Source organism: Billgrantia tianxiuensis (assembly GCF_009834345.1).
Classification (GTDB): Bacteria; Pseudomonadota; Gammaproteobacteria; order Pseudomonadales; family Halomonadaceae; genus Halomonas; species Halomonas tianxiuensis.
In genome coordinates, this window is the sequence record NZ_CP035042.1 from 2,673,770 (window position 1) to 2,690,128 (window position 16,359).

The window sequence follows — 16,359 nt, forward strand, 5'->3', positions numbered from 1 at the left end:
CGTCGCGCCAGCGACGGCCCGTAGGGTGGTTGCCATGGATAGGCAATCACCAAAAAAACAGGGGAAGAGCGGCTGCTCTTCCCCTGCGACGGTCTGGCATCGTGTCGGACCAGCCTAAGCCGGCCCGACGCCATCGGCCGATGTCACTTACTGGGCAGCCTTGGCCTTCTCGACGATAGCGGCAAAAGCAGCCTTCTCGTGAACGGCCAGGTCGGCCAGCACCTTACGATCGATTTCGATCCCGGCCTTCTTCAGGCCACCGACGAAGCGGCTGTAGGACAGGCCGTGCTGACGGGCACCGGCGTTGATACGCTGGATCCACAGGGCACGGAACTGACGCTTACGCTGGCGACGGTCGCGATAGGCATACTGACCGGCCTTGATGACGGCCTGCTTGGCTACGCGGAAGACGCGCGAACGGGCACCGTAGTAGCCCTTGGCCAGCTTAAGAATCTTCTTGTGACGACGACGAGCGACGACACCACGCTTGACACGAGTCATGGCTTTCTCCTGACTTAGATATGGGCAACCAAGGGCTTACAGATTCGGCAGCATGCGCTGGATCAGGGCCTTGTCGGCGTCGTGAATCTGCTTCATACCGCGCAGTTGACGCTTACGCTTGGTCGACTTCTTGGTCAGGATGTGGCTACGGAACGACTGCTTGTGCTTGAAGCCGTTGGCCGTCTTCTTGAAGCGCTTGGCAGCGCCGCTGTTGCTCTTGATTTTCGGCATGAGACTAACTCCGCTCGAGGTTTTTCAGAAAATCCGGGGCCGATGGCCGGCATTGGCCGACCATCCGTTTGACGGGCCTGCGGATCACTTCTTCTTGGGGGCAATGATCATGGTCATCTGGCGCCCTTCCATCTTGGGGAAGGCCTCCACGGTCCCGATATCCTCGAGATCCGCGGCGATCCGCTCCATCAGCTTGCGGCCGATGTCCTGGTGCGCCATTTCACGGCCGCGAAAACGCAGCGTGACCTTGCCCTTGTCGCCACCTTCGAGGAAGCGGATCAGGTTACGAAGCTTGACCTGATAATCGCCCTCGTCGGTGCCAGGCCGGAATTTGACTTCCTTGACCTGAATCTGCTTCGTCTTCTTCTTCTGAGCTGCCTTTTGCTTCTTCTGCTCGAAGACGAATTTGCCGTAATCCATGATCTTGCAGACGATCGGATCGGCATTGGAAATCTGGACGAGGTCTAGACCGGCCGCTTCGGCGCGCTCGAGCGCTTCGCTGGTCGGCACAATGCCCAGCTGCTCGCCGTCGCTGTCGATCAGGCGTACCTGATCCTCGGTTATCCGCTCGTTCATTGGGGGGCGCTTGTCCTGTGGACGTCCGCGCGGGCTGCTTCGCTTGATCGTTCCGTCTCCGTTCCGGTAATTGACGATGTCGGTAGCCAACTGTCTTTACCACCTGGGCCATACCCACCTGGGCCTGTCAGCCTTGTTACCAGCCTTCAGCCCTGATCCGCTCGATGAAGGCATCGACGGTCATGGTGCCCAGATTTTCGCCACTGCGCGTACGCACGGCAACAGAGTCGGCTTCGACTTCCTTATCTCCTACTACCAGGAGATAGGGAATCTTCTGCAACGTATGTTCGCGGATTTTAAAGCCGATCTTCTCGTTCCTCAAGTCCGCCTTGACGCGAAGGCCAATTTTCTGCAAGCGACGCTCGAGATCAAGGGCATAATCGCGCTGCGCATCGGTAATGGTCATCACCACCGCCTGCTCCGGTGCCAGCCACAGCGGCATTGCACCTGCATAGTGCTCGATCAGGATACCGATGAAGCGCTCGAAGGAACCCAGTATCGCCCGATGCAGCATGACAGGCGTCTTGCGCTCGCCGTCCTCGTCGACGAACTGGGCGCCCAGGCGGCCCGGCAGGTTGAAATCGAGCTGCAGGGTACCGCACTGCCACACGCGATTGAGGCAGTCGCGCAGCGCGAATTCGATCTTCGGCCCGTAGAAGGCCCCCTCGCCCGGCTGCAACTCCCAGTCGAGGCCGGTGGCGTTCAGTGCCGCCTCGAGACCGGCTTCGGCACGATCCCACAGTGCCGCCTCGCCCATGAAATCCTCGGGACGCGTCGAAAGCTTGAGCTCGACGTCTTCGAAGCCCAACTCCTTGTAAACCTTCAGAGTCAGGGCGATGAAGGCCTCGGCCTCGCCCTGAATCTGCTTTTCCGTACAGAAAATGTGGGCATCGTCCTGGGTGAAACCCCGCACCCGCATCAAGCCGTGCAGCGAGCCGGAAGGCTCGTTGCGGTGACAGCTGCCGAACTCGGCCAGGCGCAGCGGCAGGTCACGATAGCTCTTCAGCCCCTGGTTGAACACCTGCACATGGCAGGGGCAGTTCATCGGCTTGACCGCGTACTCGCGCTTCTCCGACTCGGTGGTGAACATCAGGTCACTGTAGTGACCCCAGTGGCCGGACTTCTTCCACAGCGACAGATCGACGACCTGCGGCGTACGAATCTCCTGATAACCGTGCTCGATCTGGATCCGGCGCATGTACTGCTCCAGCGCCTGGTACAGGGTCCAGCCGTTGGGATGCCAGAACACCATGCCCGGTGCCTCCTCCTGCAAATGGAAGAGGTCCATGCGCTTGGCCAGCTTGCGATGATCGCGCTTCTCGGCTTCCTCGAGGCGTTGCAGGTAGGCCTTGAGTTCCTTCTTGTCGCCCCAGGCGGTGCCGTAGATACGGGTCAGCATCGGCTTGGTGGCATCGCCGCGCCAATAGGCGCCCGCCAGCTTGGTCAGCTTGAACGCCTTCAGATGCCGAGTATTGGGCACGTGGGGGCCCCGGCACATGTCGGTATATTCCAGGTGATGATAAAGCCGGATCGTTTCGCCCTCGGGGATCTCGCGCACGATCTCCTGCTTGTAGGGCTCCTCCCGATGGAGGAAAGTCAGCATCGCCTTGTCGCGATCGACGTACTCGCGCACCACGTCGTATTCACTATCGATCAGCGCCTTCATGCGCTCCTCGATGGCGGCAAGGTCGTCCGGTGTCACCGAACGGCCGAAATCGATGTCGTAGTAGAAACCGTCATCGATCACCGGCCCGATGGCCATCTTGGCGTCAGGATAGAGCTGCTTGACGGCATGGCCGATCAGATGCGCACAGGAGTGGCGGATGATCTCGAGCCCTTCGGGATCGCGGGCGGTAATGATTGCCACCTCGGCGTCATGGGTGATGAGATCGGCGGCGTCCACCAGCTCGCCATCGATCTTGCCGGCCACGCAGGCCTTGGCCAGACCGGGTCCGATGGACTCGGCGAGCTGCATCACGCTAATGGGTTCGTCGAAGGTTCTCTGGCTGCCGTCCGGCAGGGTCACGATGGGCATCGAAGCGTCCTTTGCGCAGTGGTGATCCATACCAGGGATCACATGTCGCGGTTGATAGCAGAATTCAAAAACAGGGTTCAATCCGGGAAGCGTACGGCCCACCCACTACTCTGGGCGATACGGGTGCCTAGCCAGCCGGCCCCGCCGCACGTCACGGAGCCGACAAGACTAACAGAATCGACCCTGCGTGCGCCACGGAACTCATTGCCATAGACAAAAAGCCGTCCAGAGACAAAAGCTGGCCACAAAAACAGGGGCACCCGGAGGTGCCCCTGACATGTCGCTCACCGGGCGTATCGCCCGGAGGCATCGATCAATCCCAGTTCAGGATCTCGACGCGACGGTTCTGAGCGCGACCTTCGTCGGTCTCGTTGGTCGCGACCGGACGCTCCTCACCGAAGCCACGCGTGGTCATGCGATTCTCGGCAATGCCACGGGAGACCAGGAAGTCGCGGACGGAGTCGGCGCGACGCTGAGACAGGCCCTGGTTGTACTGCGCGGAACCGACAGAGTCGGTGTGACCTTCGATACGAACCCGCAGGTTGGGGTTCTCACGCAGGGTGGTTGCCACCTGATCCAGGGTCTGGTGGGCACCCGGGCGGATCTCGGCGGAGTCGAAGGCAAAGGTGACTTCGCTGTCCAGAGTCACGGGCTCGAACTCGGTGACCGGGGCGGGCTCGGGCTCCGGCTCCGGCATCGGCTCGGGCTCGGCTACCGGCTCGGGCGGCGGCGTGCGGTCAGCACACAGCAGAGCGCCAATCGCGGAACCGGCCACGGCGCCAGTCGCAGCGCCAGTTTCCTCGTCAGAGCTGCCGCTGGTCGCATAGCCAATGCTGCCACCGATCAAGCCACCAGCGATGCCACACACAACGGGCTGCTGGTACCAGGCGGTACCGGAAGAAGCGGTTGTCGCACCACCGGACGCCTGGCCACCCCGCTGAAAATCCGTGGCACAGCCAGAAAGGCCGATCACCAGTGCAGAACCCAGTAGCAAGCCAGTCGTTGATTTTTTCATTGCAAGACTCCTTCTTGATTTTCATCTCGGGCTATGCAGAAGCGAACTCCCCGACGGTCAGGACACTCATTGACCCAACGGCTTCAAGTGTAGGCCGTTATTGGCCTTGCTCAAAGCGTCGTTTCACTCCTTTCATTGGCCATTTGCCGTTTCCTGCCAGAAAAACCTGCTGAATGGCCATTGATTAGCTTGCCGGAGTACGCAAGGCGCTGCCAACATACCTTGCTGTAGAGCCGTTGTATAGTTTCAGTGGAGGCGGTTGGGCCAGCTCTGGCGAAACTTGAGCACTTCCTCCGCCGCCGCCATTACCGGCCCACGCCACTCCGCCTCGATCTCCAGGCGCTCACGATCTTCGCGCATGCGTTCGCGCGGCGCCAGCTGCTTGCGAGCCGAATGGGTATGCAAGTGCTGGGTGCGGACGTAGACCTCGCTGAAAGCCTGGAAATCGGGCCTTTCGAGCAGATGGGGATCGAGAATATCGAGCAGCAGCTTGCAGCGCCAGGCGCCTTCGGTGATATCGACCTGCTCCTGCAACAAGGAAGAAGCGACGATCTCGAGATTGGCCAGGCAATTCTCGTGCGCCCGGCGCAGCTCATCCTCGCGAAAGGCTTCTCGGCGTTTCACCTCCTGCCACAGCGTGAAAGCATAAGCCGCCAGGCCAGCCACGATGGCCAGGCCCACGGCAAGCAGGATCAGTGCCGTTGTCGTCGTCATCGAATCTCCAGGCTGATGAGTTCCGGGCCGGATTGTAACTCAAGCCGAGTCCTCGACTCACTACAACCCTCATAACAACTTTCGTAACAGCCCTCGTAACAACTCTGATATACGCAACGACACAATTGCATGCGACCCTCTTCGCAAAAACGCCCGACCATGGGCCGGGCGTTCCTGCGTCAGCGGAAAAGAGTCAGACGTATGGCCGGCTAGATGGCCCACAAGCCGGCATAGTGGTCCAGCAACAGCACGCCGAACACCCCAAGGATATAGCGGATCGAGAACCAGAAGGCCGCCAGCGGTGCCTTGGGGTCCTGGCCGCGCCAGACCTTCCAGTTCCAGTACATGAAGCGCAGGTTGAGCGCCATGACACCGCACAGGTAGACGAAGCCGCTCATGCCGATGACAAAAGGCAGCAGTGTCACGGCGACGGTCAGCCAACCGTAGAGCCAGACCTGAAGCCGCGTGAACGCCTCGCCATGGGTCACCGGCAGCATCGGCACGCCCGCACGGGCATACTCATCGCGCTTGTGGATGGCCAACGCCCAGAAGTGGGGCGGCGTCCAGGCAAAAACGATCAGCATCAGCAGCAGCGGCTCCGGCCCCAGCTGTCCGGTGACGGCCGTCCAACCGAGCATGGGCGGCGCCGCCCCCGCCACCCCACCGATCACGATGTTCTGCGGCGTGGCGCGCTTGAGAAAAGCCGTATAGATCAGGGCATAGCCGATCAACGAGCCCAGCGTCAGCCAAGCCGTCAGGGCATTGACCTGCCACAGTAACAGGGCAATGCCGGCAATCGACAATAGCGAAGCCCAGGCCAATGCCAGCGCAGTAGGCATCCGTTGGGCAGCCAGGGGGCGCTGCGAGGTACGCAGCATCATGGCATCGAGCCGACGGTCGACGACATGGTTGAAGGCTGCCGCACCACCGGCGGCCATCCCAATGCCCGCCAGACCGAACATCACCGTTGCCAGAGAAGGCAGACTAGGCGTTGCCAGCGCCATCCCCACCAGGGCGCAGGCCAGCATTACCACCACCACCCTGGGCTTGCATAGCGTGAGCAGGTCCTGCCAGGTCCAATCGGACGCTGCCAAATGAGCCAGCAATACGCGCTTCACACCCGCCCGCTTCATCAGCGCGTTAGACATGCACCCACTCCTTGTCCCGTCGTTTCGAACTTACGGCCTCGACAGCCGTTTCCCGCCAGTGCCAGGTCGCCAACGCCAACAGCAGGACCAGCGACACGGCGCCGGCCGTATGCAGCAACGCCAGCCACAACGGCAACCACATCAGGACGTTGGCGATTCCCAACCCCAGTTGAATACCATAGGCAACGACCAGCCCGCCGAGCCAGGGCCGCATGCGCGCCTCTCCCCAGTAGCGTGCCGCCAGCATCACCAACGCCAGTCCCAGCAGCAGCGCACCGATACGATGCCCCTGGTGAATGGCCGTGCGGGCATCGGCATGTAGCTGGCCGTGCAGGTAATTGGGCCCTACCGTCTGGGTCAGGTGAAACCCTTCGCTCCAGTCCATTTCCGGCCACCATTGGCCATTACAGGTGGGGAACCCCTGGCAGGCAATACCGGCGTAGTTGCTGGACACCCAGCCACCCAATGCCAACTGCAGCACCAGCAGGGTCATGGCCAGCCCCCACAGCGGTGTCAGCCGGCGCCTGGGCACGCCGGGCCCATCGCCCTTGGCGAAGCGACGCAGGCTTAGATGCAGCCACAGGAACAGGACCAGCACCGTGAGGCCACCCAGTAGATGCAACGTCACCACCTGGGGCCACAGCTTGAGGGTCACGGTGAACGCACCGAATGCCCCCTGCAGCAGGATGACTGCCAGCAGCGCCACGTTGGCCCTCCAGGGATAGCCAGGACGCCGACGCAGCCCAGCCCCCAGCGCAAGCAGGCTGATGACCAGCAGACCCAAGGCGGAGGCCACATAACGATGGATCATCTCGACCCAGGCCTTGAACGACTCGAGCGGCGCATGGGGAGAGTGTGCCATGGCACGCTCGGCATCAGGCACCACCAGGCGCCCATAGCACCCCGGCCAGTCCGGACAGCCCAGCCCGGCATCCACCAGACGAGTCCAGACACCGATGAGGATCACCACCGCGGTGAGGACGACGCCCAACAGGCTGAGGATCAGCAACAAGCGTAGCCGCGACGTATGCGCCTGCGCGGGAGAGTTCGGCATCGAAGCACCCTGCATATCGGATTCCTTGACCTCGTCACGTATCGAATCGTTCTTTGCCACCCTCGCATCACCTCAGCGATGCGTGCCATCGAGCTCAGGCGCCGCCCGAGGGTCAGGATTCATGCGCAACAGATGACTGAGATCGTCCATTACGTCACGTTCCGCGACCTCTCGTTCATAGGTCAATACGACTTTGCCCTGAGGGTCGAGCAGCCAGACCCGTCCCGGGCTCTGCCAATCGGGCACGTTCCGCCAATGATTGCCAACCTCGCCAGGCAGCACATCGCCCTCGCCGCCGATCCTGAGCCGGGTGACGCGTGGCGCCTCGCGACCCAATGCACGATGCAAGCGCCACCAGCGGTCGGCCTCCTGGGCACAGTCACTCGTGCAATCGAATGCCAGTATCCAGTCGCCGCCGTCCACCGTGCCGAACGACTCGGCCAAGGGCCACTCGGCCAAACGCGGGATCTCGGGTGCCAACTGGCCATGGGCCGTGCGCTGCTCGGGAATGCCGATGCGCCACTGCACCATGACCCAAGCCGTCAGCACCGGCAAGGCAAACACGGCAATCAATGCCAGCAGCTTGATGCGCTGATGGCGTATATTCACGGCTTCCTGCACCCTTCCGTCTCCTCGGATGTTGCGTTTTCGGCGCCACCCCCATGGGGGCTGCGGTCTTTCATCAACCTGTATCCGCCAAGGAGCATCACCACCAGAGCGGCCAGCGCCAGGCCCCACCACTGCACGGCATAGCCGACGTGACGGCTGGGGGCATGACACTGGGCTCCCACCAGGGCTCGAGCATTCCCGCACCGCGCTCGAGATGCATCCACCCCTCATGGGCAAAGTCACCGAACTCCCAGGCGGCAAGGTCGATTCGTTGCAACCTGTCCCCCTCACGGTTGGGGCCGAACAGCGGCGTGCCCTCGCCCGCCTGCTGCCACCGTCCCTCTACCACGACTTCTCCGGTGGGCGTATCCACCTCGGGTGACTCACGGCTCGGCCCGGTCGGCACGAAACCTCTTTGCACCAGCCACACACGGCCATCCTCGGTACGCAGGGGGGTCAACACCGCCACACCCAATCGCCCCTGGTGGGTACGGTTGTCGAGAAACAGGGTCCGCTCGGCCAGATAATGGCCACGCAGGGTAAGATGGGTACCTTCGGGCGGGACCTTGCCCGGCGCCTCGAGCGTTGGCGCAGCATCCAGCCGGGCCAGATAGTCACGCTTGTCGTCGGCCCTCTCCCACTGCCATAGTCCAAGAAACACCCCTAATATCACCAGCAGCGACCAAAACAAGAACCAGGCGGCCAGCCGCCAGCTTCCTGCCCCTTGACCTCTGATGGAGTGATGCATGTTTCTCAAGACCCTGATAGCCCTCGTATTCCTGGCCATGCTGACCAGCCTGGCCGCCGGCGCCGGCTTTCTCCTCCGCGACGACATCAGCTCGAGGCGATTGCTGGTGTCGCTGAAGATCCGCGTCAGCCTCGCGGCGCTGCTGCTGGCCCTGCTGTTCTATGGCTTCTATTTCGGCAGCCTGAGCCCCGCTTGAGGGCCAGGCCTACCGAACAAGGCTTCGACGCGATACGCACGACCTCAGAAGACGTAGACGAACAAGAACAGCCCCACCCACACCACGTCGACGAAGTGCCAGTACCAGCATGATGCCTCGAAGCCGAAGTGCTCCTCCGGCGAGAAGTGATGGCGCATGACCCGCATCAGCATGACGATCAGGATGATCGTGCCGATGATGACATGCAGGCCATGGAAGCCGGTGAGGATGAAGAACGTTGCGCCGTAGATGCCCGCCTGCAGGGTGATGCCGTAATGGACATAGGCCTCGTAGTACTCCACCGCCTGGATCGTGATGAAGCACAGCCCCAGCAGGACGGTCCCCGCCAGCCAGTTGCGGCAGATCTGGCGCTTACCCTCCTTCAGGGCCTCGTGCGCCACGGTCAGCGTGATGCTCGAGGATACCAGGATCAAGGTATTGACCAGCGGCAGTTGCCATGGGCTGAAGACCTGGGCAGGCCCGGTCACGGACGAATCCGGAGGGCTGAGCAGCGGCCAGTGGGCGGTAAATTCCGGCCACAGCAGCGCCGTTGCTCCCTTGGTCCCCTCGCCCGCCAGCCAGGGAATGGCAAAGGTACGTACGTAGAAGAGCGCGCCGAAGAAGGCGGCGAAGAACATTACCTCCGAGAAGATGAACCAGCCCATGCCCCAGCGGAAGGAGCGGTCCATCTGCGCATCATAGAGGCCGCTGCGGGACTCGCTCACCACATCGCGGAACCACAGCGCCATGACCGTGATGACGCCCACCAGGCCGATCAGCGAAATGATGGTGCCACGCCCGTGAACCAGCACCATCCCGGTCCCGATCATCATCACCCCAAGCGCCAGGGAGCCTAGTATCGGCCACTTGCTGGTCGCGGGAACGTAATAACTGCCACCACTCATGCCTCACCTCCTTCATCGCTCTTTACCCCGGCCTGCAGCGGTATGTTCCTGCCCTCCACGGGATAGAGGGTATAGACCAGAGTGATGGTATTGACCTCCGGCGGGAGGTCACGGGCCAGTTGGAAAACCAGTGGCAGCTCGACGCGCTCACCCGCTTGCAGCTGCTGCTCCTCGAAGCAGAAGCAGCTCGCCTTGCGGACATGCCGGGTAGCGGTGGAAGGTGAAACGCTGGGTACGGCGCGCCCCCAGCTCTCCACGCTGCTCTGGTTACTGAACGAGAAATTGACCTCGGAGGTCTGGCCCGGATGCAGCCGCACCTGGCGCGTTTCCACCTCCATGTTCCAGGGCAGGCCCGAGCCATTGCGCGTGATGAACTGCACGGTCACCATGCGAGACTGATCGACCTCGTCATGAATGATGGCCTGGGCCTTGGTATCGACCTTGCCATTGATGCCCGTCACCCGACAGAAGGCGTCATACAACGGCACCAGGGCAAAAGCGAAGGCGAACATGCCGACCAGTGCGGCCACGCTGCGCCATACCGTCCGCCGCACCGCGACCTGCCGAGCCTGAGTATCGTTCTGACTCATGCTTCACTCCTCTTCTCACATGCCGATCCGCAAAGGGAACGGCCGCCCGGCTCAGTGAGCCGGACGCTGGAAGGTGGGCGGTGTCTCGAACGTATGCAGCGGCGCCGGGCTCGGCACGCTCCACTCCAGGTCATCGGCGTATTCGCCCCAGGCCTGGGCCGGCGCCTTCTGGCCACCGCGTACGCACATCACGATCACGGCAACGAACAGCAGCTGCGAGAAGCCGAACATGAAGGCGCCGATGGAAGACACCATGTTGAAATCGGCGAACTGCAGCGCGTAGTCGGGAATACGTCGTGGCATGCCGGCCAGCCCCGAGAAGTGCATGGGGAAGAAGGTCAGGTTGACCCCGATCACGGATAGCCAGAAGTGCCACTGCGCCAGGCGCACGTTGGGATAGTGCCCGGTCCATTTCGGCAGCCAGAAATAAACCCCTGCCATGATCGCGAAAATGGCTCCCGGCACCAGTACGTAGTGGAAATGCGCCACCACGAAATAGGTGTCGTGGTACTGGAAGTCGGCCGGCGCGATGGCCAGCATCAGGCCCGAGAACCCACCGATAGTGAACAGCACCACGAAGGCCAGGGCGAACAGCATCGGCGGCTCGAAGCTGATCGACCCCCGGAACAGCGTCGCCACCCAGTTGAATACCTTCACCCCGGTGGGCACCGCGATCAGCATGGTGGCATACATGAAGAACAGCTGTCCGACCAGCGGCATGCCTACGATGAACATGTGGTGGCCCCACACCATGAACGACAGCACGGCAATAGCGGCCGTGGCATACACCATGGAGGCGTAGCCAAACAGGCGCTTGCGGGCAAACGCCGGGATGATGGCCGACACGATGCCGAACGCCGGCAGGATCATGATGTAGACCTCGGGATGCCCGAAGAACCAGAAAAGGTGCTGGAACAGTACCGGGTCACCACCGCCCGCGGCATTGAAGAAGCTGGTGCCGAAGTTGATGTCCATGAGCATCATGGTGATGACGCCGGCCAGGACCGGCATCACCGCAATCAGCAGGAACGCGGTGATCAGCCAGGTCCACACGAACAGCGGCATATCCATCATGCGCATGCCAGGGGCACGCATGTTGAGAATGGTGGCAACGATGTTGATCGCTCCAAGAATGGAGCTGATACCGGCGATGTGCAGCGACAGGATGAAGAACGTCGTCGACGGCGGTGCGTAGGTGGTCGACAGCGGCGCATAGAAGGTCCAGCCGAAATTGGGACCGCCGCCCGGCATGAACAAGGTAGAGAGCAGCAGGCCGAACGCCACCGGCAACAGCCAGAAGCTGAAGTTGTTGAGTCGCGGCAGCGCCATGTCCGGCGCGCCTATCTGCAGCGGAATCATCCAGTTGGCCAAGCCCGTGAAGGCTGGCATGACCGCCGCGAAGACCATGATCAGGCCATGCATGGTGGTCATCTGATTGAAGAATTCCGGATTGACGAACTGCAGCCCGGGCTGGAACAGCTCAAGGCGAACCACCAGCGCGAAAATCCCGCCGATGAAGAACATGATCAGCGAGAAGATCAGGTACAGGGTACCGATCTCCTTGTGGTTGGTGGTCAGCAACCATCGCATGATGCCCTTGGGCGGCGCCTCGTGGGCATGTCCATGCCCCGCTTCCGCGGCGCTGGTGCTCTGCTCGAGAGTCGGTTGAGGAGGTACCTTAGGGGCCATCGGAATACTCCAGTCTCATTGTCTTGTTGTGTCGTAGCTTGGTCAGGGGCATCACGGTGCCGACGGCACCGTGATGGATCATCACTCCAGCCGCTCGGCGATTTCCGAGGGCTGCACCACATCGCCGGTGTCGTTGCCCCAGGCGTTGCGGGTATAGGTGATCACTGCTGCCAGCTCGACCGGATTGAGCGTGGTGCGGAATGCAGGCATGGCAGTACCCGACACACCGTTGATGACGGTATTCATGTGCCACTCGAGATCGTCGATCAGGTGGTCGTTGCCAGCCAGCGCCGGGAATGCCGGCGGTGAGCCCTGCCCTTCGGGCTGGTGACAGGAAGCGCAGATGCTGCCGTAGACGCCTTCACCACGCTCCATCAGTTCGTCCATCTCCCATTCACGATCGACGCCCATGGCTTCCTCGGCGGCCATTTCCTTGCGCTCGGCCAGCCAGGCATCGAATTCTTCCTCTTCGACGGCATGCACCACAATCGGCATGAAGCCGTGGTCGACACCGCAAAGCTCGGCACACTGGCCGCGATAGATGCCCGGCTCGTTGACCTGGACCCAATTCTCGCTCACGAAGCCGGGGATCGTATCCTGCTTGACGGCGAAGTCCGGCACCCACCAGGCGTGGAGTACGTCATCGGAAGTAAAGAGGAAACGCACCTTGCGATTGATCGGCAACACCAGAGGCTCGTCGACTTCGAGCAGGTAATGCTCGCCGCGCTCCTCCTCGCCGCGGATCTGCGATCGGGGGGTTGCAAGGTTGGAGTTGAAGGCCACGTCCTCACCGAGATATTCGTAGCGCCAGCGCCACTGCTGTCCGGTGATCATGACGTCGAGTTCGGCATCGGAAGGGTCGTAAATCTTCTGTAGCGTTGCCGTGGCGGGCACCGCCATGCCGATCAGGATCAGCAGCGGTACCGTCGTCCAGATGATCTCGACAGTGGTGTTTTCGTGGAAATTGGCGGCCTTGGCGCCCTGGGAATGGCGATAGCGGAGCAGGGAGTAGAACATCACCCCGAACACGACCACGCCGATGACCACACAGATCCAGAATATGATCATGTGCAGGCCGTAAATTTCACCACTGAGGTCAGTGACCCCGACAGGCATGTTCCAGCCTCTAGCCAGAGCCACCTGGCTCGAGCCGACAAGGGTCAAGCCCCCTGCCAACCAGACGAGCAGAGTGCGCATCGACGCCTCCCGATGTTTGTAGTTGTCTAGATAACGGCAGTCCCGTGTGTCAGGGTTCGGGGTTCTCATCCCAGAGAACATTAGCCGCTTCTTGAGCGAGTATATGGAGCCAAAATCAGAAAGTCACTGGTCCGATCTCCTCCTTCTGGCTAACGCGGCAGTCAACGTTGTACGACAAACCTCATCGTTTCGTCGACCTCAACCCGCCGCCAGAAACGCCACCAGGGCAATGATTGCCACTAACAACACTCCCATGACGATGCCCGTCACGATAAAGGCGAGCGGGTTGCCCTTCTCGAAATCCTCGCGGCGCTGCTGATCCCGCTGCACCCCAAGGAAAGCGGCCAATACCGATTTGATCACGCCCCACATCGCTATGCTCCCAGTGCACTCAGCCATCTCAAAGCATGCCCACCCCCATCCGGGCAAGTAAAGCGTTGTTCACTGGGTATCATAAAAATTCATACCGCAGCGCAACAAAAAATGCATGGAGCCTTGCCCCCAGGCGGCTACACTCAAAGGAATGCCCCCTGACGCTTGCCCTCACCTATACCACAGGAGTTACCACAGGAGTTCGCCATGCCCAGCACCAACACCACAAGCCCTCCGACCAATCCAGCGCTGTTCGCCTCACAGCCACTCGTGGAGTGGTGGGCTCAACAGTGGATTCAAGGCATCACCCCGATGACACGCCTGCAGCTCGCCTGGATGGAGAGCATGAGCGACATGATGCAACAGGAGGCACGCTTCATTGCCGCCCTTTCCGCCGCCGGACAGCAGCTTGGCCAGTGCTATGAAACCCACGGGCACGATCCTGAAAAGATCCAGGAATGCTATGAGGAGATCGCCCGTGAAGTCGCGGAGCACCACATGCAGCGCATCAAGCAGGTAGCCAGCCTGCCCCAGGAATTCAGGCGTCGCATCTGGGAAGAGCTCTGAGCGGTCGACCGGATGTATCGCGACACAACGGTCCAGCAAGCGAAGCGCCGCCAGGCAGGAAAATCTTGAGGATTGAAACGAAAAACCGCCACTCGGCGCAGGCCGTAGTGGCGGTTTCTCTTTGAAACAAGTGGTCGGAGCGACAGGATTCGAACCTGCGACCTCTGCAACCCCATTGCAGCGCGCTACCAAGCTGCGCCACGCTCCGACATTTTTGCGTCGATTCCGCCACGGCAAAGCGTAGCGATATCCGGCGCTTCAGGTTGACCGGCCGTTGCCAGCGCCCCTGAGAACGAGGCGTATACTATCGCGTTCGAACGCAAATGGAAAGTCTCTTTTGTACTTTCCATTCAGTTGGTTGCCATCCCTACAGGGCACGCGGCATGTAGCCGGCACCATGGCGATCGAGCCGTCCTTTCGTTACGGCGCAGGCGAATCGACGCTATCTTCATCTCTGCATGATCCATTCACAGCAATACAGCCGCGCAGAGGGAGGAACTCATGTCACGCTTTTCGCTGGACGGCCGGATCGCCATGGTGACGGGATGCAACAAGGGGCTCGGGCAAGCCATCGCCGTGGCTCTGGCCGAAGCCGGCGCCGACATCGTCGGTGTCAATCGTCGCCCGGCCGAGGAGACCGCCGAGCGCATCGCCTCGCTCGGCCGCCGTTACGAGAACCTCGAAGCGCAGCTCGGGCGAGACCGGGAAAGCGACATCGTCGCCCAGGCCCTCGAGCGCATGGGACGCCTTGACATTCTCGTCAACAATGCCGGCACCATCCGCCGCGCTCCCGCGCTGGAGTTCAGCGAAGCGGACTGGGACGAAGTCATCGACGTCAACCTCAGGGCGGCATTCTTCCTCAGCCAACATGTCGCACGTCACCTGGTGGAGCGCCGCGCACCGGGGCGAATCGTCAACATCGCCTCGGTGCTGTCGTTCCAGGGCGGTATCCGGGTTCCCTCCTATACCGCCAGCAAGAGCGGCATCCTGGGGCTCACGCGGCTGCTGGCCAATGAGTGGGCCGTACATGGCATCACCGTCAATGCCATCGCCCCCGGCTACATGGCGACCGACAATACCCAGGCGCTGCGCGAGGACGAGGTACGCAGCGCAGAGATTCTCGGCCGCATCCCCATGGGCCGCTGGGGCAGGCCCGAGGACCTGGCAGGGGCCGCGATCTTCCTCTGCTCCGATGCCGCCAGCTACGTCAACGGCCACACCCTGGCGGTGGATGGCGGCTGGCTCGCCCGCTGATCCACTTCCCCCTCCCCCAGTACGCAGTACGCGCGAGAGGAACGGCAAGTTGCATTTCCTCCGGACTGGGCCATAATCGGGATAAACGTCAGGCTAGTATCCTATCATACCAGCTAGCGCACGCTTCGGTGCGGCTCGCCAGGATAGCCTGACGCATGTCAGTTCCAGCCACATCGCTCCAAATAACCACAACAAGGAACCGCCATGCGACTGCGCGACAAGACGGCGCTGATCACGGCAGCGGGCCAAGGGATCGGCCGTGCCACTGCCCTGCGCTTCGCCGCCGAGGGCGCCCGAGTGATCGCCACCGACATCGACGCGGTGAAACTCGACACCCTGTCATCCACGGCCGGCATCGAAACCCGTCGCCTGGACGTGCGTGATGCCGCTGCCATCGACGCCCTTGCCGCCGAACTGCCACCGCTCGACGTCCTGTTCAACTGCGCCGGTTTCGTCGCCAGCGGCTCGCTGCTCGAAGGCAGCGACGATGACTGGGAGCTGTCACTATCGCTGAACGTGACCGCCATGATGCGCCTGACCCGCGCCCTGCTCCCGGCCATGATCGAACATGGCGGCGGCAGCATCATCAACATGGCCTCGGTGGCCTCCAGCCTCAAGGGCGTGCCCAACCGCTGCGCCTACGGCACCACCAAGGCCGCCGTGCTCGGCCTGACCAAATCGATCGCCGCCGACTTCATCGGCCAGGGCATTCGCTGCAATGCAATCTGTCCGGGCACCGTGGACTCCCCCTCGCTGCGCCAGCGCATCCGCGAGCAGGCCCATCGGCAGGCGCGCCCCGAAGCCGAGGTTCACGCCGAGTTCCTTGCCCGTCAGCCGCTCGGGCGACTGGGCACGGCGGAGGAAATCGCTGCCCTGGCTACTTATCTCGCCGCGGACGAGTCCGCCTATACCACCGGCACCGCCCAGGTCATTGACGGCGGCTGGCTGATCTGACGAC

General features: G+C 61.9%; 19 protein-coding genes and 1 tRNA gene. 4 read left to right on the forward strand and 16 right to left on the reverse strand.

What is annotated here, in order from left to right; genetic code table 11:
- Positions 1-147 precede the first annotated feature (147 nt).
- From rplT to EKK97_RS12520, 10 genes are all read right to left on the reverse strand, one after another.
- Positions 148-501 carry a 50S ribosomal protein L20 gene (rplT, locus tag EKK97_RS12475; protein ID WP_159552283.1) on the reverse strand — a complete coding sequence of 118 codons (354 nt, stop codon included), beginning with the start codon at positions 499-501 and terminating at the stop codon, positions 148-150.
- 36 nt (positions 502-537) lie between these two features.
- Complete coding sequence (rpmI, locus tag EKK97_RS12480) at positions 538-732, reverse strand: 50S ribosomal protein L35 (protein WP_089725334.1); 195 nt, start codon at positions 730-732, stop codon at positions 538-540.
- 84 nt (positions 733-816) lie between these two features.
- Positions 817-1,398: a translation initiation factor IF-3 gene (infC, locus tag EKK97_RS12485; protein WP_267963952.1), complete on the reverse strand. Its 582-nt coding sequence runs from the start codon at positions 1,396-1,398 to the stop codon at positions 817-819.
- Positions 1,399-1,444: 46 nt separating this feature from the next.
- Positions 1,445-3,343, reverse strand: a complete 1,899-nt coding sequence (thrS, locus tag EKK97_RS12490) for a threonine--tRNA ligase (RefSeq protein ID WP_159552285.1) — start codon at positions 3,341-3,343, stop codon at positions 1,445-1,447.
- Positions 3,344-3,656: 313 nt separating this feature from the next.
- Positions 3,657-4,358, reverse strand: coding sequence for an OmpA family protein (locus EKK97_RS12495; protein ID WP_159552287.1), 702 nt, complete (start codon positions 4,356-4,358; stop codon positions 3,657-3,659).
- Positions 4,359-4,604: 246 nt separating this feature from the next.
- Entirely contained in the window at positions 4,605-5,072 is a 468-nt protein-coding gene (locus EKK97_RS12500) for a DUF2489 domain-containing protein (protein WP_159552289.1), read from the reverse strand.
- Positions 5,073-5,281: 209 nt separating this feature from the next.
- Positions 5,282-6,205 (reverse strand): heme o synthase, encoded by a 924-nt coding sequence (gene cyoE / locus EKK97_RS12505; RefSeq protein WP_159555785.1) that lies wholly within the window; start codon positions 6,203-6,205, stop codon positions 5,282-5,284.
- Between the two features lie 7 nt (positions 6,206-6,212).
- The gene (locus EKK97_RS12510; protein ID WP_159555786.1) at positions 6,213-7,289 is read right to left on the reverse strand and encodes a COX15/CtaA family protein; all 1,077 of its coding nucleotides are present in this window, start codon (positions 7,287-7,289) and stop codon (positions 6,213-6,215) included.
- 57 nt (positions 7,290-7,346) lie between these two features.
- Positions 7,347-7,895, reverse strand: a complete 549-nt coding sequence (locus tag EKK97_RS12515) for a hypothetical protein (protein WP_159552291.1) — start codon at positions 7,893-7,895, stop codon at positions 7,347-7,349.
- An 85-nt stretch (positions 7,896-7,980) separates the two neighbouring features.
- Complete coding sequence (locus EKK97_RS12520; protein ID WP_340162857.1) at positions 7,981-8,544, reverse strand: SURF1 family protein; 564 nt, start codon at positions 8,542-8,544, stop codon at positions 7,981-7,983.
- Between the two features lie 85 nt (positions 8,545-8,629).
- Here EKK97_RS12520 and EKK97_RS12525 point away from each other — a divergent pair, with 85 nt between their 5' ends.
- Complete coding sequence (locus EKK97_RS12525) at positions 8,630-8,827, forward strand: DUF2909 family protein (protein ID WP_159552293.1); 198 nt, start codon at positions 8,630-8,632, stop codon at positions 8,825-8,827.
- Positions 8,828-8,871: 44 nt separating this feature from the next.
- Here the strand turns inward: EKK97_RS12525 and EKK97_RS12530 are convergent, their stop codons facing one another.
- From EKK97_RS12530 to EKK97_RS12550, 5 genes are all read right to left on the reverse strand, one after another.
- Positions 8,872-9,732, reverse strand: a complete 861-nt coding sequence (locus EKK97_RS12530; RefSeq protein ID WP_159552295.1) for a cytochrome c oxidase subunit 3 — start codon at positions 9,730-9,732, stop codon at positions 8,872-8,874.
- Positions 9,729-10,322, reverse strand: a complete 594-nt coding sequence (locus EKK97_RS12535; RefSeq protein WP_159552297.1) for a cytochrome c oxidase assembly protein — start codon at positions 10,320-10,322, stop codon at positions 9,729-9,731. Before EKK97_RS12535 ends, EKK97_RS12530 begins: the two co-directional genes overlap by 4 nt.
- 51 nt (positions 10,323-10,373) lie before the next feature.
- Entirely contained in the window at positions 10,374-12,011 is a 1,638-nt protein-coding gene (gene ctaD, locus EKK97_RS12540) for a cytochrome c oxidase subunit I (RefSeq protein ID WP_159552299.1), read from the reverse strand.
- Between the two features lie 81 nt (positions 12,012-12,092).
- Positions 12,093-13,208, reverse strand: a complete 1,116-nt coding sequence (coxB, locus tag EKK97_RS12545; RefSeq protein ID WP_159552301.1) for a cytochrome c oxidase subunit II — start codon at positions 13,206-13,208, stop codon at positions 12,093-12,095.
- Between the two features lie 198 nt (positions 13,209-13,406).
- Positions 13,407-13,580: a DUF2970 domain-containing protein gene (locus EKK97_RS12550; RefSeq protein ID WP_159552303.1), complete on the reverse strand. Its 174-nt coding sequence runs from the start codon at positions 13,578-13,580 to the stop codon at positions 13,407-13,409.
- 207 nt (positions 13,581-13,787) lie between these two features.
- On the opposite strand from EKK97_RS12550, the gene EKK97_RS12555 reads away from it, so the two are divergent.
- Positions 13,788-14,147 carry a hypothetical protein gene (locus EKK97_RS12555; RefSeq protein WP_159552305.1) on the forward strand — a complete coding sequence of 120 codons (360 nt, stop codon included), beginning with the start codon at positions 13,788-13,790 and terminating at the stop codon, positions 14,145-14,147.
- Between the two features lie 131 nt (positions 14,148-14,278).
- Here the strand turns inward: EKK97_RS12555 and EKK97_RS12560 are convergent.
- Positions 14,279-14,355, reverse strand: a tRNA-Pro gene (locus tag EKK97_RS12560).
- A 293-nt stretch (positions 14,356-14,648) separates the two neighbouring features.
- On the opposite strand from EKK97_RS12560, the gene kduD reads away from it, so the two are divergent.
- Both kduD and EKK97_RS12570 read left to right on the forward strand, forming a co-directional pair.
- Entirely contained in the window at positions 14,649-15,401 is a 753-nt protein-coding gene (gene kduD / locus EKK97_RS12565) for a 2-dehydro-3-deoxy-D-gluconate 5-dehydrogenase KduD (protein ID WP_159552307.1), read from the forward strand.
- A 204-nt stretch (positions 15,402-15,605) separates the two neighbouring features.
- Positions 15,606-16,355 carry an SDR family oxidoreductase gene (locus EKK97_RS12570; RefSeq protein ID WP_159552309.1) on the forward strand — a complete coding sequence of 250 codons (750 nt, stop codon included), beginning with the start codon at positions 15,606-15,608 and terminating at the stop codon, positions 16,353-16,355.
- Positions 16,356-16,359: the final 4 nt, after the last annotated feature.

Coding starts and splice junctions, on each gene's coding strand:
- rpmI (WP_089725334.1), bottom strand. CDS start 732: ATGCCGAAAATCAAGAGCAACAGCGGCGCTGCCAAGCGCTTCAAGAAG.
- kduD (WP_159552307.1), top strand. CDS start 14,649: ATGTCACGCTTTTCGCTGGACGGCCGGATCGCCATGGTGACGGGATGC.
- coxB (WP_159552301.1), bottom strand. CDS start 13,208: ATGCGCACTCTGCTCGTCTGGTTGGCAGGGGGCTTGACCCTTGTCGGC.
- EKK97_RS12525 (WP_159552293.1), top strand. CDS start 8,630: ATGTTTCTCAAGACCCTGATAGCCCTCGTATTCCTGGCCATGCTGACC.
- thrS (WP_159552285.1), bottom strand. CDS start 3,343: ATGCCCATCGTGACCCTGCCGGACGGCAGCCAGAGAACCTTCGACGAA.
- EKK97_RS12495 (WP_159552287.1), bottom strand. CDS start 4,358: ATGAAAAAATCAACGACTGGCTTGCTACTGGGTTCTGCACTGGTGATC.
- EKK97_RS12500 (WP_159552289.1), bottom strand. CDS start 5,072: ATGACGACGACAACGGCACTGATCCTGCTTGCCGTGGGCCTGGCCATC.
- EKK97_RS12550 (WP_159552303.1), bottom strand. CDS start 13,580: ATGTGGGGCGTGATCAAATCGGTATTGGCCGCTTTCCTTGGGGTGCAG.
- EKK97_RS12535 (WP_159552297.1), bottom strand. CDS start 10,322: ATGAGTCAGAACGATACTCAGGCTCGGCAGGTCGCGGTGCGGCGGACG.
- EKK97_RS12570 (WP_159552309.1), top strand. CDS start 15,606: ATGCGACTGCGCGACAAGACGGCGCTGATCACGGCAGCGGGCCAAGGG.
- EKK97_RS12510 (WP_159555786.1), bottom strand. CDS start 7,289: ATGCAGGGTGCTTCGATGCCGAACTCTCCCGCGCAGGCGCATACGTCG.
- EKK97_RS12530 (WP_159552295.1), bottom strand. CDS start 9,732: ATGAGTGGTGGCAGTTATTACGTTCCCGCGACCAGCAAGTGGCCGATA.
- rplT (WP_159552283.1), bottom strand. CDS start 501: ATGACTCGTGTCAAGCGTGGTGTCGTCGCTCGTCGTCGTCACAAGAAG.
- cyoE (WP_159555785.1), bottom strand. CDS start 6,205: ATGAAGCGGGCGGGTGTGAAGCGCGTATTGCTGGCTCATTTGGCAGCG.
- EKK97_RS12555 (WP_159552305.1), top strand. CDS start 13,788: ATGCCCAGCACCAACACCACAAGCCCTCCGACCAATCCAGCGCTGTTC.
- ctaD (WP_159552299.1), bottom strand. CDS start 12,011: ATGGCCCCTAAGGTACCTCCTCAACCGACTCTCGAGCAGAGCACCAGC.